Source organism: Ruoffia sp. FAM 24228 (assembly GCF_045528575.1).
Taxonomy (GTDB): Bacteria; Bacillota; Bacilli; order Lactobacillales; family Aerococcaceae; genus Ruoffia; species Ruoffia halotolerans.
The window spans coordinates 1-16,368 of record NZ_JBGQQZ010000029.1 but is presented as its reverse complement, the minus strand read 5'-3'; the positions used below and the strand labels follow the sequence as shown (position 1 = coordinate 16,368).

Annotated in this window: 17 protein-coding genes and 2 pseudogenes; 6 read left to right on the top strand and 13 right to left on the bottom strand. The window is 36.0% G+C overall.

Annotated features, from left to right (window positions below):
• Window positions 1–132: 132 nt before the first annotated feature.
• Entirely contained in the window at window positions 133–342 is a 210-nt protein-coding gene (locus ACEN33_RS06580; RefSeq protein WP_407089897.1) for a nitroreductase family protein, read from the top strand.
• Between the two features lie 44 nt (window positions 343–386).
• The gene (locus ACEN33_RS06575; RefSeq protein ID WP_407094762.1) at window positions 387–890 is read left to right on the top strand and encodes a nitroreductase family protein; all 504 of its coding nucleotides are present in this window, start codon (window positions 387–389) and stop codon (window positions 888–890) included.
• A gap of 81 nt (window positions 891–971) precedes the next feature.
• Here ACEN33_RS06575 and ACEN33_RS06570 read toward each other — a convergent pair whose 3' ends face one another.
• The 3 genes from ACEN33_RS06570 to ACEN33_RS06560 form a co-directional block, all read right to left on the bottom strand.
• Window positions 972–1,112 (bottom strand): hypothetical protein, encoded by a 141-nt coding sequence (locus ACEN33_RS06570; protein ID WP_407089900.1) that lies wholly within the window; start codon window positions 1,110–1,112, stop codon window positions 972–974.
• Window positions 1,052–1,546 carry a GyrI-like domain-containing protein gene (locus ACEN33_RS06565; protein ID WP_407094767.1) on the bottom strand — a complete coding sequence of 165 codons (495 nt, stop codon included), beginning with the start codon at window positions 1,544–1,546 and terminating at the stop codon, window positions 1,052–1,054. Before ACEN33_RS06565 ends, ACEN33_RS06570 begins: the two co-directional genes overlap by 61 nt.
• 215 nt (window positions 1,547–1,761) lie before the next feature.
• A complete protein-coding gene (locus ACEN33_RS06560; RefSeq protein ID WP_138405099.1) occupies window positions 1,762–1,962 on the bottom strand; it encodes a cold-shock protein in 201 nt (66 codons plus the stop codon).
• A 343-nt stretch (window positions 1,963–2,305) separates the two neighbouring features.
• Between ACEN33_RS06560 and ACEN33_RS06555 the strand changes: the two genes are divergently transcribed.
• From ACEN33_RS06555 to ACEN33_RS06540, 4 genes are all read left to right on the top strand, one after another.
• Window positions 2,306–3,946: a phosphoenolpyruvate carboxykinase (ATP) gene (locus ACEN33_RS06555; RefSeq protein ID WP_407089903.1), complete on the top strand. Its 1,641-nt coding sequence runs from the start codon at window positions 2,306–2,308 to the stop codon at window positions 3,944–3,946.
• A gap of 619 nt (window positions 3,947–4,565) precedes the next feature.
• Window positions 4,566–6,356 (top strand): LysM peptidoglycan-binding domain-containing protein, encoded by a 1,791-nt coding sequence (locus ACEN33_RS06550; RefSeq protein ID WP_138405097.1) that lies wholly within the window; start codon window positions 4,566–4,568, stop codon window positions 6,354–6,356.
• 337 nt (window positions 6,357–6,693) lie between these two features.
• Window positions 6,694–6,882 carry a hypothetical protein gene (locus ACEN33_RS06545; RefSeq protein ID WP_138405471.1) on the top strand — a complete coding sequence of 63 codons (189 nt, stop codon included), beginning with the start codon at window positions 6,694–6,696 and terminating at the stop codon, window positions 6,880–6,882.
• 21 nt (window positions 6,883–6,903) lie between these two features.
• Window positions 6,904–7,092 carry a nitroreductase family protein gene (locus tag ACEN33_RS06540; protein ID WP_138405470.1) on the top strand — a complete coding sequence of 63 codons (189 nt, stop codon included), beginning with the start codon at window positions 6,904–6,906 and terminating at the stop codon, window positions 7,090–7,092.
• A gap of 84 nt (window positions 7,093–7,176) precedes the next feature.
• On the opposite strand, the pseudogene ACEN33_RS06535 reads toward ACEN33_RS06540, so the two are convergent.
• The 10 genes and pseudogenes from ACEN33_RS06535 to ACEN33_RS06490 all read right to left on the bottom strand — a co-directional run.
• Window positions 7,177–7,614, bottom strand: a pseudogene (locus tag ACEN33_RS06535) (VOC family protein); the annotation flags it as partial.
• Window positions 7,615–7,704: 90 nt separating this feature from the next.
• A complete protein-coding gene (locus ACEN33_RS06530) occupies window positions 7,705–7,854 on the bottom strand; it encodes a VOC family protein (RefSeq protein ID WP_407094766.1) in 150 nt (49 codons plus the stop codon).
• 101 nt (window positions 7,855–7,955) lie between these two features.
• Window positions 7,956–8,063, bottom strand: a pseudogene (locus ACEN33_RS06525) (VOC family protein); the annotation flags it as partial.
• 169 nt (window positions 8,064–8,232) lie between these two features.
• Window positions 8,233–8,820: an acetate uptake transporter gene (locus ACEN33_RS06520; RefSeq protein WP_407089906.1), complete on the bottom strand. Its 588-nt coding sequence runs from the start codon at window positions 8,818–8,820 to the stop codon at window positions 8,233–8,235.
• A gap of 101 nt (window positions 8,821–8,921) precedes the next feature.
• A complete protein-coding gene (gene glmS, locus ACEN33_RS06515; protein ID WP_218930002.1) occupies window positions 8,922–10,730 on the bottom strand; it encodes a glutamine--fructose-6-phosphate transaminase (isomerizing) in 1,809 nt (602 codons plus the stop codon).
• A gap of 385 nt (window positions 10,731–11,115) precedes the next feature.
• Window positions 11,116–11,613, bottom strand: coding sequence for a flavin reductase family protein (locus ACEN33_RS06510; protein WP_407089907.1), 498 nt, complete (start codon window positions 11,611–11,613; stop codon window positions 11,116–11,118).
• 114 nt (window positions 11,614–11,727) lie between these two features.
• Window positions 11,728–12,354, bottom strand: coding sequence for a phosphoribosyltransferase (locus ACEN33_RS06505; protein ID WP_407094761.1), 627 nt, complete (start codon window positions 12,352–12,354; stop codon window positions 11,728–11,730).
• A 355-nt stretch (window positions 12,355–12,709) separates the two neighbouring features.
• The gene (gene pulA / locus ACEN33_RS06500; RefSeq protein ID WP_407094760.1) at window positions 12,710–14,659 is read right to left on the bottom strand and encodes a type I pullulanase; all 1,950 of its coding nucleotides are present in this window, start codon (window positions 14,657–14,659) and stop codon (window positions 12,710–12,712) included.
• 273 nt (window positions 14,660–14,932) lie between these two features.
• Complete coding sequence (locus ACEN33_RS06495) at window positions 14,933–15,484, bottom strand: DUF402 domain-containing protein (protein ID WP_138405463.1); 552 nt, start codon at window positions 15,482–15,484, stop codon at window positions 14,933–14,935.
• 606 nt (window positions 15,485–16,090) lie between these two features.
• The coding region (locus ACEN33_RS06490) for a transposase (protein WP_407094759.1) at window positions 16,091–16,368 on the bottom strand (278 nt) is incomplete at its 5' end.

Genomic DNA, 16,368 nt, shown 5'->3' with positions numbered 1-16,368 from the left:
ATTTTCAACCATTCTCACTTATTAAACTTATTTATGTGAACCTTAAGGCAGACTTCTAAGCTTCGCAAACGTCTTATGAAAATATTTATGCTACAATTATCCCAATATTTAGAAGAAAGAGGTCATTAGTAAATGCAAAATTATACAACGAAGCATCAATTAGAACACAGAACAATCCGCTTCTTTAAAAATAAGCCAGTTGATTCCGACTTAAGAAATAAGCTATTCACGATTATGAACCGGACAGCGACAAGTTCTGGAATGCAAACATATTCTGTGATTCGCGTCACGGACCAAGCGAAAAAGGACCAAATCGCTGAAGTGTGTAAACAGCTTATGTAGCGGAAGCACCTGAATTAATAATCTTTGTGGTAGATACTTTCCGTATGATGCAAATTGCTGAAGAGAAAGGATACAAAGGTGAGAGTTACCGAACGATGGATGTCTTTTTCCAAGGAGTTGCGGATGCATACTTAGCTGCACAAAATTTGACGACCGCAATTGAATCATACGATCTCGGCGCAGTTTACTTAGGAAGTATTCTAAATGACCCGCAAGAAATTATCGATATCTTAGAGCTACCTGAATTAACGTTTCCCATGGTTGGCATGTTGTTTGGTTATCCTGATGATAATCCTCAATTAAAACCGAGAATGGACCTTAAATATAAAGTAGGAGAAAATTCATATCCTTATGTGGCTGAAATAACTACTGAACTGAAAGAGTATGATGAAGAGATGTCGTATTATTATGACACCCGTGAAAAAAATCGTCGATCTGATACATACACCGATCAAGTGGTTCGTAAATTAAGTACACCGAATCCATTACGTCAAAAATTACTGCAAGTTGTTGAAAAGCAAGGGTTTGATTTAATGGTCGATGAATAGTTGGAATGAAAAAAGCCCCAGCCTTCCTGATTAGTTGGAAGACTGGGGCTATCAATGTGTGAATTTGATGGTTCTATTTTTTTAAACTGCAAGCCAAATTTCGCTATAAACGTTATCTTGGGATCGATCAAATTGTGTAAACGTAATTTCAGGTGCTTCGACTAATTCAATTTTCGATGATGGTAACCATTCTGAATATATCTTCTCCCATGTATCTTGCAATGTTTTAGGAAAGATCCTTTATTTGGAAATATTACCCACGTATGTTTTTCGACATTTACTTGTTCTAAATCCCCAAAGGTATTGTCCTCTGTAGTTAAAAAGTCAATCATATGAGTGCGTTCCCCTTTTTCATCAAATCCTTTGCCATCAAACTTATATGATGCGTTGACGACTTGATTTGGATACAATCCTGTTAGTTGGTGAATTTCTGCTTTTTGTTGTTTTGTAATGAACTTAGCTAAATTGGCAATATGGTTATTTTCACCTTCAAATTGAATGGGTACTGTCGCCTTAACACCAACGATATTAAACGCTTCTTTATGATCGTTTTTAAATTCTATTGTTTCACCTCCTCGAATATCTATATAGAATGTGAGTTTAAAATACGACTTCTTGAATGTTATTCTTAATGACTTCGGAAGGAAGATAATCACTCCACTCCCGAAAGGCTCTAGAAAAACCCTCCACGGATTGATAACCAAATCTTAATACAACATCTGTAACATTGTATTCTTCCTCACCTCTATATAATAACGAGTATCTTTGGATTCCACTTGATATTTCTAATACACAGAGTGTTGCATCTAGGAAATTATTACAAAATAAAAAAGCAGCCTATTGCTAGGCTGCCCTGAATTTTTAATGTGAATTATAGTTTAACGATGTTAGTCGCTTGCTCTCCACGTTGTCCTTCTTCGATATCAAAAGAAACTTGTTGTCCTTCTTCTAAAGTTTTGAACCCATCACCTTGGATAGCTGAGAAATGTGCAAAAACATCTCCACCATTTTCGCGTTCGATAAATCCGAAACCTTTGTCTGCGTTAAACCATTTAACTGTACCTGTATTCATAAAAAATTTCCTCCATGTGTGCTCTATGCACGTTGTATTTGCAATATATCGTTTTAAAATTGTTGGATTTAATCTAAAATGAATAAAAAGCCAATTAATTTGTTAACTAATAATACTACAATTAATACTATAACATTGGATCTAGAAAATGTAAAGCTTTTTAACAAAATAGTTTTAACTTTTTATAATTCTGTTTATAAGCTGTGTTTCTGACTGAAATAAGTGAAAACGCTTAACAAAAGACTTGAACAGGGATATAATATATTTATATAGGAATGTTCTAATGCTTACGTTTCTTTATGTCAGCAATATTATTTAAATAAAATTTGAAAGGTTGGTAATTATGGGAACTATTAGGAATCACTCGACTGAAACTATTCGCAAAAGTAAACCGCACTTCTCTTCTTTAAAGACAACTGTTGAAACTGCCTTTTATTCAAATAATACACGAGAAATTACTTCTGTCAAAGAAGCGTATGAATTGGCTAAAAATGCACCGCAAACAATTGTATTAGATGCTAACGTTAAACATGCTGAGGAATTAGAATTGCCGCAAGACGCAAATATTTTACTTGTAAATGATGGTGCAACAGTAGGTAGAACTGCACAGGCCCGACGAATCGTCGGATTAGATTCAAAGGAAGATAAAGAACTCTTCCCTATTGTTCGTGAGGCGATTTACGATGCGAGCTTTAGACCCTTTATCAAATCAACCGGTATCGTTGGTTTAGATGAAGACTTTATGGTGCGCGCTCACATTACAATGCCTGAAAAAGAAAGTAATAATATGTATTCTTGGTTAATGAACTTCCAGATCTTAAATGATACGTATGCAAATCGTTACCAAAACTCTAAGGAATATGACGAGAATGATATTTATATTTTCTTTGATCCTGATTGGACCCATCCTGATTATCCTCTGGGCTTATCATATATTGATGCAGATCAAAATGCTGCCTGTATCTTAGGTATGAACTACTTTGGTGAAATTAAAAAAGGAACGTTAACGCTAGCTTGGGCATCTGCTCATCGTAATAAATACGTGGCTTGTCATGGTGGTTTAAAGAAATTTAAGTCAAAAGACAACGAAAATCATGTTGCTTCTTTCTTTGGACTGTCTGGTTCAGGAAAATCTACTTTAACTCATGCCAAACACGACGACAAATACGAAATCGAAGTCCTTCATGACGATTCATTTATTATTAGTACTGAAGACGGTTCATCTGTCGCTTTAGAGCCATCATACTTTGATAAGACAAGTGACTACCCTGCTGGACATGTGGAACAAGATTATTTTGTCACTGTTCAAAACGTTGGAGTTACATTAAATGAAAATAATGAACGCGTGCTTGTCACTGAAGATATTCGAAATGGGAATGGCCGTACTGTTAAGTCTAGATATTCGACACCTAACCGGGTTGATAAGATTGAAGATCCAATTAATGCTATCTACTGGATTATGAAAGATGACGCATTACCACCTTTAGTTAAAATAACAGATCCACTACTTGCATCAACCTTTGGTTGTACTTTAGCTACAAAACGAACAAGTGCTGAGAATACAACAGATAGTTTAGACCAATTAGTTATTGAACCTTACGCAAATCCATTTCGGGCATATCCATTAGTAGAAGATTTTGACAAATTTAAGTCATTATTCGAAGACGGCGTAGATGCCTACATCATTAACACAGGTGAATTCCTTGGTGAAAAGGTAACTCCTGAAGATTCCCTCGGTGTTATTGAAGCAATTGTTGAAGGCAAAGGTGAATTTGAAAACTTTGGACCAATCAAAAGTTTCGAGTACCTTCCATTAGATAAGTTCCCTGTTCCATTCGATGATCCTGAATATACAAAATTATTAAAAGCCAGAATGCAAGTTCGATTAGACTACATTCAAAATTACAACAAAGAAAATCCTGAAGATAGCTTACCTGAAGAAATTACTCAAGCGCTAAAAGAGTTAGTTGATTCATTAAGCTAGGTTTGGATTTGGTTATTCCCCCATTGCCTGTGAATGGCAATGGGGTTTTTTGGTTAATGGGACAGGTCATGTGATGACTGGGGGAATTAGACGGTTAACGGGACAGGTCATTCTGTGACAGGGGAAATTAGACGGTTAACGGGACAGGTCATTCTGTGACAGGGGAAATTAGACGGTTAACAGGACGGGTCATGGAGTGACACGGGAAATTAGACGGTTAACGGGACTGGTCATCTAGTGACAAGGGAAATTAGACGGTTAACGGGACTGGTCATCTAGTGACAAGGGAAATTAGACGGTTAACGGGACTGGTCATGGAGTGACATGGGAGATTAGACGGTTAACAGGACTGGTCATGGAGTGACACGGGAAATTAGACAGCTACCGGGACGCGTCATTCTGTGACAGGGGAAATTGGAATCCCGCCCCCTCTTTCCCCATTCAAATTCATCTAAAATCCTATGATCGGTTAATATTTATGAATTATTTAAGAAGTTTAAGAAAAATGTAAGAGTTTTCAAGGTTATCCATTGACATTATCCTGTATTATAGTTAACATGAATGTAACGGTTGCGTAATATTTATGTAAAAATACAATTTAAGAAAAGGAGCAATAGAAATGGAATTACAAAGAAAAATTTTAACATCGTCAATGAGTGCATTGGCGGTAGTAGCAGTATTAGGCGTTGCCCCACTGAATGTTCAGGCTCAACAAACAACTCATACAGTTGAAGCTGGGGAGTATTTATATAATATTGCACCTCAATACGATGTGACAGTAGATGAATTGATTGAATGGAATAATTTATCATCAAATGATTTACAAATCGGAGATCAATTAATTGTTCAATCTCCTAATGAGGAAACTCCAGAAGAAGAAACTTCTTCTGAAATCACTGACGAAACGACTAATGAAGAGATTGATACTACGGTAGACGAAACACAAACCGTTCAACCTACTTCGGAAAATGGTCATTATTATGTAGTTAAACCAGGAGATTACTTATATAAAATTGCAAATCGCTTTGGAATCACAACTGAAGATTTAATAGAAGCTAATAACCTTGTAAGTAATAACCTTCAAATCGGTGATGTCTTATTCATACCTTCTGATTCTGCTGAAGAAGATGACGACGATAGTAACGAAGAAACGCCGTCTGAGACTTACTACACAGTTCAAGCAGGAGATTACTTATACAAAATCGCACAACAATTCGGAACGACTGTCGAAGCGATTAAAGATGCGAACGATTTAACTAACAATAACCTACAAATTGGGGACGTATTACTTATCCCGGACGGTTCTGAGGAAGATGACGAAGAAGAAACGCCGTCTGAAACTTATTACACAGTTCAAGCAGGAGATTACCTTTACAAAATCGCGCAACAATTCGGAACGACTGTCGAAGCGATTAAAGATGCGAACGATTTAACTAACAACAACCTACAAATTGGGGACGTATTACTTATCCCCGACGGTTCTGAAGATGACGACGATGAAGAAACGCCGTCTGAAACTTACTACACTGTTCAAGCAGGAGATTACCTTTACAAAATCGCGCAACAATTCGGAACGACTGTCGAAGCGATTAAAGATGCGAACGAATTAATTAACAACAACCTACAAATTGGCGATGTATTACTTATCCCTGACGGTTCTGAAGAAAATGACGACGAAGAAGAAACGCCGTCTGAAACTTACTACACTGTTCAAGCAGGAGATTACCTTTACAAAATCGCGCAACAATTTGGAACGACTGTCGAAGCGATTAAAGATGCGAACGATTTAACTAACAACAACCTACAAATTGGCGATGTATTACTTATCCCTGACGGTTCTGAAGAAAATGACGACGAAGAAGAAACGCCGTCTGAAACTTACTACACTGTTCAAGCGGGAGATTATTTATACAAAATCGCGCAACAATTTGGAACGACTGTCGAAGCGATTAAAGATGCGAACGATTTAACTAACAACAACCTACAAATTGGCGATGTATTACTTATCCCTGACGGTTCTGAAGAAGATGATGATGACGACGAAGAAACACCATCTGAAACTTACTACACAGTTCAAGCAGGAGATTACTTATACAAAATCGCACAACATTTTGGGACAACTATAGAAGCGATTAAAGATGCGAACAGTCTAACAAACAACAACCTACAAATCGGGGACGTATTACTCATCCCAGATGGTTCTGATGAAGATCCAGAAACGCCTGAATTTGTTGCACCCAAACCTGGTGACCTTGCTTATATGCCTGGCATGACTTTAGTGAAAAAATATTTTCCAACAGTTAACAGTGCAGTAACTTATGCTGAAGAGAATTTTGATTATAATGAACACATAAATTATTTTGTGAATTACTTTAAAGGAAGTTTTGTTCTATACTTCCAACCTAAATAGTTTATAGCAATGAAATACTCCCGAGAGGGAGTATTTTTTTATTTAATTATAATATTATCCTTTCATTATAATACTAAAAAATGAATTCAAAAAAATTATACGTAAGTTTTTGAAATTTAGAAACGTATGAAATAAAGTTAACAAAATAGCTATCATAACCTAATATTAGATTTTATGTTGAATTCGAGTTTAATATTTTCAATTAATATTCTAATATCGATATCTTTGATTCAAACAGATTTAACAAAAGAGGAAATTATTAGTCGCTTTCACGAAGTAGCAAGAGAAACTCCTTCTGCAAGTAACAGTCAAACAACTCGTTTAGTTGTATTATTTGGTGAAGAAAACGATAAAATTCTGGGACCATATCTTAGAAGTTCAAAAAGATGTTATGCAAAGTGCGATGTGGGATATATTCTCAGGTGTTATGGAAGGTGCTAAAGGCGCAGTAGTTACAATCTTCTTCTTCGAAGACCGTAATGCAGTTAAAGCTGGTCTAGGTGAAGGTGTTCGTGCAGATACCTAAAAAATTCATAACGATGCAAATATGCAATTCTCAATGTGGGTTACTTTAGCTGAATTAAACTTAGGAGCTAGCTTACAACATATGAATATTGGTTTTGAACAAGGCTTTGATAAATCAGTTAAAGAAATGTTCAACTTGCCTGCTTCATACGAACTGGTTGCACAAATGCCATTTGGTTCAATCGAAGGTACTCCAGGCGAAAAAGAATAAATTGATGATGAAGTACGTGTGAGTGTTATCGGTGAATTATCTACCAAGCAAAGGTAATTTCTCAAATTGGAGAAACACTTTTTCTTAACTCAACTCATACATTGTATATTCTAATGCTTCGATATCGAGTTTTTTCATATTTAACATCGTTTGTGTGACCCGCCAATGCTCTGCTTCTGAACCATTTTTCATCAGTTCATAAAACCTCACAGGCATTATTTGCCACTGGACACCGAATTGGTCTTTCAACCAACCACATTGCTCGAAGTCTGAATCATGGGATAGTTTATCCCAGTAATAATCGACTTTCGCTTGTGAACCGCACAGAATCATCAATGAATAAGCTTCATTGAAATTAAAGCCGCTGCCCATTCCATGATCCATCAGAGTTAACTTTTGACCATTAATATACAATTCACTATAATTTACTTTTTCGTGGATATCTTCGGCTTCGTCTTCATTATAATAAGATACCGCTTCGATTTCTGATTGGTTAAAAACTTCATGATAATAATTTAAAGCATCTTCTGCCTTTCAACAACTCTCACCACTAAATAATAAATTTAACTTGAGCTTTTGATTTACCGCACTATTTTCATCAACCATAATTTGTCATGTCACACCGTACTTGTCCTGAACCCAGGCATAACGTTCCCTATAAGGACAACTATCTAACGGTATTAGATCAACACCACCGACGGATAACTTCGCATATAAAGCATCAACTTCTTTAGCTGTATCCATCGAATCCATGATCGATATTGATGAGTTAAAACCAGCGTGTTCACTATCATTAAATGCTTCAAATGATAAATTTTCAATTCAAAATCCATAGATTCATAATCACCAATAAGTGTATCTTTAAAAGTTTCTCTGCGTATAATCCTTGAATTTTCAGATATCGACGTATAAAAATTACCCGCTTCTTCTGCTTCCTTATCAAACCATAGAGCTGAAACTAATTGCCTCATTACAATGTGCTCCTTTAAAATTGACAAAGTGACTATCTGTTCAAAGTGTATAATGAATGGGGATGTCGAGAGAAATCCCTTTCATTATATTGTTCGAAATAATGCGAAAAAGGCTACCTTGAATCAGTAAATTACTGATCAAAAGTAGCCCAATTATAAACTTAATTACTTATTGTACTTCGCCAATTGGTAATACGACTTTACCATATGTTTCATTAATTACTTGTGCCATTGCTGCATAAATTGCAGTAAATCCACAAATGATTCCTTCATAACCTGCGATTATTAAGATTAAAGTCGATCCGGTAAAGTTACCGATTGCCAATAAGAAGAATAAAAGTGTCAATGTTCCAAAGACTACTTGTAATGCTTTTGAGATGCGTAAAGTAGCGATAAACATAAACAATGTGAAGAAGCCCCACATAAATAAAAATGCAGCCATTGAAAGTGAATTAGCTGGTACTCCATATCCCATTTCTGAAAGGATGTTCAGAGCTGCTAAAGCCATCCAAAAAAATCCGTATGAAGTGAAAGCTGTCGTTCCAAATGTATTATTCTTCTTAAATTCCATAATACCCGCAACAACTTGTGCCGTACCACCGTAAAAAATTCCCATAGCTAGGATCATTGAATCTAGTGGAAAGAATCCTGCATTATGAATGTTCAACAGTATTGTTGTCATACCAAAGCCCATTAACCCTAAAGGTGCCGGGTTTGCAGTAATCTCACTAAATAATACATTTTTTTCTTTTTCCAAATCCATATCTCCAGTACAATACAATATTTTACACACTGTCTCTTATTGTACCTATTATACAGGCCTTTAGCAATGATTATTAAGGTTTACTTAAATAAAGCTTATTCAACTGTTACACTTTTAGCAAGGTTACGTGGTTTATCCACATCTAGACCGCGACCTAAGGCTGTATAGTATGCAATCATCTGTGTTACAACCACCATAACTAGCGGTGCTAATAACTCGTTCAAGTTAGAAACAATGAATTGATCATCTTCTCTAGATAAAGCATGTGTTGAAATCACCATCGTATTCGCTCCACGAGCTTTTACTTCTTCGATATTACCGCGAGTATGAGCTGAAGTTAGTTCGCCACTAATCAAAGCAATGACTGGTGTACCTTCTTCGATTAAAGCAATGGTACCATGTTTTAATTCTCCTGAGGCAAATGCTTCAGTTTGGATATAAGAAATTTCTTTTAATTTCAAAGCCGCTTCCATCGCTACGTAATAATCTGCAGTACGTCCAATATAGAAAGCATTACGTGTTTCCATTAAGTTTGAGTCAACCCAAGTTTTTATATCATCGCGTTCTGATAAGATTGATTCCATTGCTGAAGCTGCAAGACCAATTTCTTTAGCCATATCAAACGATGCTTCTTCAGATTTTAATGCACGAAGCGCATCCGCTAAAATTGCCATCACTGTAATTTGAGCAGTATAAGCTTTTGTTGAAGCAACTGCAATTTCAGGCCCAGCATGAAGTAATAAAGTATGACTTGCTTCACGTGAAAGTGTAGATCCTTTAACATTTGTAATTGTTAATGATGGATGACCTAATTCATTCACTTTCACTAAGGCCTGGCGACTATCTGCCGTCTCACCACTTTGAGTTAAGAAGATAAAGAACGGTTTTTCGCTTAGTAATGGAATATCGTAAGCAAATTCACTTGCTAAATGTACTTCAGTTGGGATTTTAGCTACTTTTTCCATGATGGCTTTACTTGCCCAACCCGCATTATAACTTGTACCTGCAGCGATAACGTACACACGGTCACTGTTTAACAAGTCATCTGTTAAATCTGTATCGATTTCAAACTCGTGCTGGTCATTTTGATATTCTTGAACCAAACGGCGTAATACTGCAGGTTGTTCATCAATTTCTTTAATCATATAGAAAGGATAAGCACCTTTTTCTAAATCATTGGCATCTAATTCGGCAATATATGACTCACGCTCAATAACATTACCTTCAACGTCTTCGATGATTACGTTATCTTGAGTAATTGTGATCATTTCATTATCTTTAATTTCGATATACTCATTTGTATGTTCAATGGCTGCCATCGCATCTGAGACGATGACATTGAAGCCATCACCTTTACCAATCAATAAAGGACTTTTATTTTTAGCAGCATAAAGAACGTTTGGATCTAATTGATCTACTAAACCAAAAGCATACGAACCTTTGATCACTGATAGAGCTTTTTTAAAGGCTTCTTTCGTTGATAATTCTTCCGCTTCTACAAAATATTCAATTAAAGCAACCGCCACTTCAGTATCTGTATCAGAAGATAATTCAACACCTTGTAAATATTCTTCCTTAATCTCTTTATAATTCTCAATAACACCGTTATGAACAAGAACAAATCGTTGGTTGGCTGAGCGATGTGGATGAGCGTTATAAGTTGCTGCTGGTCCATGAGTAGCCCAACGTGTATGTCCAATTCCAACTACAGATTGTAAATCAAAGTTGACTTCGCTTTTTAATTTCGCAATGCGACCTTCTTCTTTAAATAGATGCCCATTGGCTTCTTTATCAACAACAAAAATTCCTGCTGAATCATATCCACGGTATTCTAATTTTTCTAAACCACCAATTAAAACTTCTTGTACGTTACCTTCTCCAATAAATCCTACAATTCCACACATTGATTTATTTCCTCTTTTCACCTAATTATTTTGCTTTTAGGTGTGTAAGTTAATCTCTGTACCAATATTTACACAATGGTTTTTATTAACTCTAAAGATTACACTACCTTGAACCATCCGCCGAAATCTCGATAAGTTCAATCCTCGTCACCTTATATTTAAGGCCTGGCGCTATCCTGTATGTTTATACTCCTTTTAATTATTTTCTAAAAGCTATATTACTTTATCTTATAGAAGGCCATTTGTCAAAATATTTTTTATTTATTTAAGCTGATAACCTTAACAATATAGTATTACCAACATTTTAAATATATTTAATTTCAGTCAATTAATTCAGAGGTCGACAAAAAACTCGAGAAACGTTTAAGTAACTCGAGGTGTCTATCTATATATTTCCATGAAATGTGAGTGGTAACGGTCCGACTCTTCTTTGGTGATATAGCAATGGATTTTGAATATTTGTTGTGATGTGCTTGACGCTTCCGGTAATAATCGCATGGTCGCCCGCCACTATTGTTTCAAAGGTATCGCATTCAAACGTCGCATAAGCGCCTTCAATAATAGGTAAGCCACTTTCTGAAAAGCTCCACTCAATCTGTGCGAAGCGATCAATATCTTTGCGCGAAAAAATATTTACAAGTTCCGGTTGGCTTCCAGCTAATAAATGAACAGCAAATTGCTTGCTATGATTGAATATATCATAAGATGATGACTTATTACCGATTGACCATAATACTAATAGCGGGTCTATCGAAAGTGATGTGAAAGAGTTAGCAGCAATGCCCACAGGGAGTCCTTCATCATTTGTCGTCGTAACAATCACAACGCCTGAGGGGTAATTTGCCATTGCGTCTTTAAATAACTGAACTGTCTTATCTTCCAACTTTTATACCGCCCTTTATATTTATTAAATCTGCCCCAACTTAATCTAACACGTATTAGAATGTTTGTAAACATAAGCATCCCAATCTATATTTAGAAAGGGATGCTTTATTAATTAAATAGATTGATTGCCTAATAATTGTTCGACTTTGTAGTCATCTAATTGCGGGAAGTTTTCATAATAGGCGCTAACTGAACCTAAAAATGCTTCCGGAATTTGTACGTAGTAAATATTATCAACGACTTTTTCAAGAGCTTTGAAAGTGTCTTCTGGAATAATTGGAACTGCCACACTAATACTTAGTGGTTTTTTAGAGCGGACAGACTCGATTGCCGCAAACATTGTATGCCCAGTCGCAATTCCATCGTCAACTAGGATAACATGTTTGTCGGTCAATGATTGTTTCTCAATCACTTCGCTATAAATCGCTCGACGACGATCAATCTCGTCCGTAATTTGTTTCACTCGCTTCTCTAACCAAGTCGAACTCACGTGAATATCGTCATTCATTAGTGGTTCGCCACCTTCTGCCATCGCTCCAATCGCAAATTCTGAATTCATCGGATGACCTATCTTTTTGGCTAAGATGACATCTAAAGGAATATTAAATTCATCGGCTATTGTCAGTCCTAATGGTACTCCACCAAGTGGCATTGCCAATACAATTGTATTTTTTGGCTCGTCCACCTTTATCTTTTCTGTTAATTGCTTTGCTGCTTCTTCTCTATCATTGAATCGCATCATCTTACCCCTTTCTTTAATAGCTTTCAAACACTTTTCTTAATGACTTCGCTCATAATTCTAATATAGAAATATAACGACTGGTAATTATCTTTATCCACTGCCACATAAAATATGTTTATCTATACTTAAAATATACCATAGTAGCAGAATGAATCGTAATAATTTTTCCAAAAAAACACTTTTACTTACGCTTTCAATTTAATCTCTTTTAAAAACACGAACATTCTAGGGTAAAACGATATAACAACTTAGGTTACATATTCTTCATGAGTCTTAAAAACTGCACAAAAAAACCACTATATTTGTAAAGATACATCTAACAAATGTAGTGGTCTGTTCTATAAATGAGTGATTAGTCGAATTTCTTTAAGACTAAAGTGGTGTAAGAATCGATAAGTATATTATCAATTTCCCCTGTTAAATTGTCATCTTCAAGATAAACACGACGATTAGTCACTTTTTTAATGTACTCACCTTTTTTAACTGGAACATTTAACATATTCCCTTGAGCATTAAAGGTTACAAACAGCTTATAGCCGTCTCCTTTATAAGTTAATTGAACAATTTGGTAATCTGCTCTAGTTACTTCAATTCTTTCTTTAATCTCTTTATAAGTTGATAAATGGAATAAAGGTTCTTGATTTCTTAATTTAATAAGGTTTTTAACTAACTCGACTGACTCACGATACGCATCTTGTCTTAACCACTCAAGTTTGTTAATTTCATCTGGTTTATTATAACTATCTCGGACGCCTTTTTTTGTTCTAAGAAATTCTTGACCCGCATGAATGAAAGGTATTCCTTGTGATAACAGAATAATTGTCGTCGCTAATTCATGGCGTTTCGTAATGGTATTCTCATCTAAATCTGGATCTGCTGCTCTTAATTTATCATACAAGGTAAAGTTGTCATGCGCTTCAACGTATTGAATCACTTGTTGAGGATCGTTGTATGAACCAAAATCAACACCTGCCAAGACATTTTGAGCGACTTGTTGTTCCATATGCCAAGCTCCATTAATAAAGCCTCGAGCTGTTGCTTCAAAGTCATTTCCTTTTAATGCTTCTCGTAGTCCATCATTAAATTGGCCGACTCTTGGCATCAATACTGCATTATTATGATTGGCTACCATATTTTCACTTAAGGGTGTATATAAATCCCAGCCCTCACCAAAAAGTAAGATACTTGGATCAATTTCATCCAACGCTTTTCGCACGGTATTCATAGTGGTTGTGTCATGGATTCCCATTAAATCAAAGCGGAAACCATCGATTTGATATTCTTTAGCCCAATAAGATACACTGTCAACAATGTACTTGCGCATCATATAACGTTCTGAAGCTGTATCGTTTCCGACACCCGTTCCATTCGTAAACTGTCCAACGTCATTATATCGGAAGAAGTAACCCGGTACAGTGAGGTGGAAACTATGGTCGTCCACTTCATAAACGTGATTATAAACAACGTCCATAATCACTCTTAAGCCAGCATCATGGAAGGCTTGTATCATTTGTTTCATTTCTTTAATTCGCGTAAATGGATCATAAGGATTGGTTGAATACGACCCCTCTGGCGCACCATAATTTTGTGGGTCGTATCCCCAATTATATTCACGTGGCTTTTCGACGGTCTCATCTACGGTTTGGTAATCAAATAATGGGAGAAACTCCACATGAGTCACACCTAATTCTTTTAAGTAGTCGATACCCGTTGATGAACCATTGGGATTCGTTGCATTTTCTTCAATAGCTCCAAGAAATTTTCCTTTATGAGTGACTCCGCTATCCGAGTCTACAGTAAAGTCGCGTAAATGCAGTTCATAAATTACTGCTTTACTAATATCATCCATTTCGGGCATTCTTTCTCCCCAGTTATCAGGATTCGTTCTGTCTAAATCAACGACAACTGAGCGCTGTCCATTGACCGTCACAGCTCTCACATATGGATCATTTGACGTATTCACTCGCCCATCAAAAAACGTTAACCGATAACGATATGTTAACCCATGGTTATCTCCTTCAATTGTATGGATAAATATCTTGTCGTCATTTGACCGCGTCATTACAATATTTTCTTTTAACACACCATAATGACCATCATAAATTAATATTTCAACTTGTGATGCAGTTGGAGCCCATAATTTGAACTCTGTTTTTTCTCTACTATATATAGCGCCGAGTTTTCCAGGATAATAGTTCCTTTCAACAAAAACTGAATCGTGACTGATTTGATTTATAATTGTAGTTAAATAATTGTAATCATATTCTGGTTTACTTTGAGACGTTGTACTATATTCATTCATTGAATTACTCCTATAATTTCATTCTTATCATGCAAAAGTCTCAGTTCGGTCAATTCATCTCAATAATCTTAATTTAAGTTCGTTTGTAGGTGATATTTGGGTTATATTTTTTATTCTTAGTTAGTCTATAATACACAAAATATAAATTCTGTCAAAATAAAGACCTCTTAAAAGATAGTTATCTTCTAAGAGGCTCAGTATCGTGGGATATCATCGCATATCGCTCATTCAATGGCGATTCAATAATCTCCCTTTAAGCGAATTCACTACTATTTAGTTATTATTTATTTTGTTGCGATGTGTTAGCTGACAATAACGTTCATACCAAATATCAATAAATTCTTGAGAGAATGGTCCGCGACCTTCGTCAATCCATCTCACTAACTCTTGTATTTGGTATTTGATAATGCGATCTATCTCATCTGAATAATGATACCGACGCCCATGTATTTCATATTCATCTAAATCCAATAAACGTTTCTCCCCATCTGGAAAAACTTTGATATCTAAATCATAATCAATATATTTCAAGGCTTCGTTATCCATCACATATGGTGAGGCTAAGTTACAATAATATGTAACCCCTCGTTTACGTAACATTGCGATGATATTGAACCAAAAATGTTTATGATAGTAGACAAGTGCAACTTCACGTGTAACCCATCTACGGCCATCTGATTCGACTACCAATGTATGATCATTACAACCAATAATTGATTGCTCACTCGTTTTTAAGACCATATTATCGCGCCATGTCCTGTGCAACGAACCATCGTGTTTATAACTTTTAATAGTGATGAATTCACCTTCTTTCGGTTGTTTCATCACTTAACCCACTTTCTATATTATATATTACGTTCCAGTCTATCGACTGTATGGTTATTCTCGATTATTATAACATAATACTTACACTTGTGTTACAAAATGATTTGAGTATTGACGTTTTATATAAAATAGTTGCTTTGATTTAAAATTTATCACTGTAGTCGCTGCTTTATTGATTGGTAATTTTGGTTTAGTGTGTTAATTTCCACTGTCACCTCATGACATGTCCTGTTAAACGTCTAATTTCCACTGTCACCACATGACAAGTCCTGTTAAACTTCCAATTTGCCTTGTCACCTCATGACATGTCCTGTTAAACTTCCAATTTCTCTTGTCACCATATGACATGTCCCGTTAACCCTCCAATTTCCCTTGTCATCATATGACATGTCCTGATAGAGCTCCGATTCCCCTGGTCACCTCATGACAAGTCCTGTTAGACTTCCAATTCCCCTTGTCGCATCATGACAAGTCCCGTTAAACACCCAATTTCCCTTGTCACCATATGACATGTCCCGTTAACCTTCCAATTTCCACTGTCACTGTCAAGTCCATAATCTTGTGTAAAAGTCTCAATGTAGTTATATCATCTGGTCATCATGCACATTACACTTGTAAGAATGTCCGAGCGTTATTTTCCCAATTTTCGTGGAAATCAATTAATATCGAACCGATTAAACGCTCTGCAGAGGCTATGTTTGGATAAATTCCAATCACTCTGTCTCGCCGTCTAATTTCACGATTCAGACGCTCAACTGAATTGGTTGTGCGCAACGAAACATGAAAAGCTTCGGGTTCTAACATATATTGAATGGCATCCTCAAAACCATTATCTAAAATCTTTAAGGCTTCAGTATACTTGGGATTATCTTTAAGTTGCGATT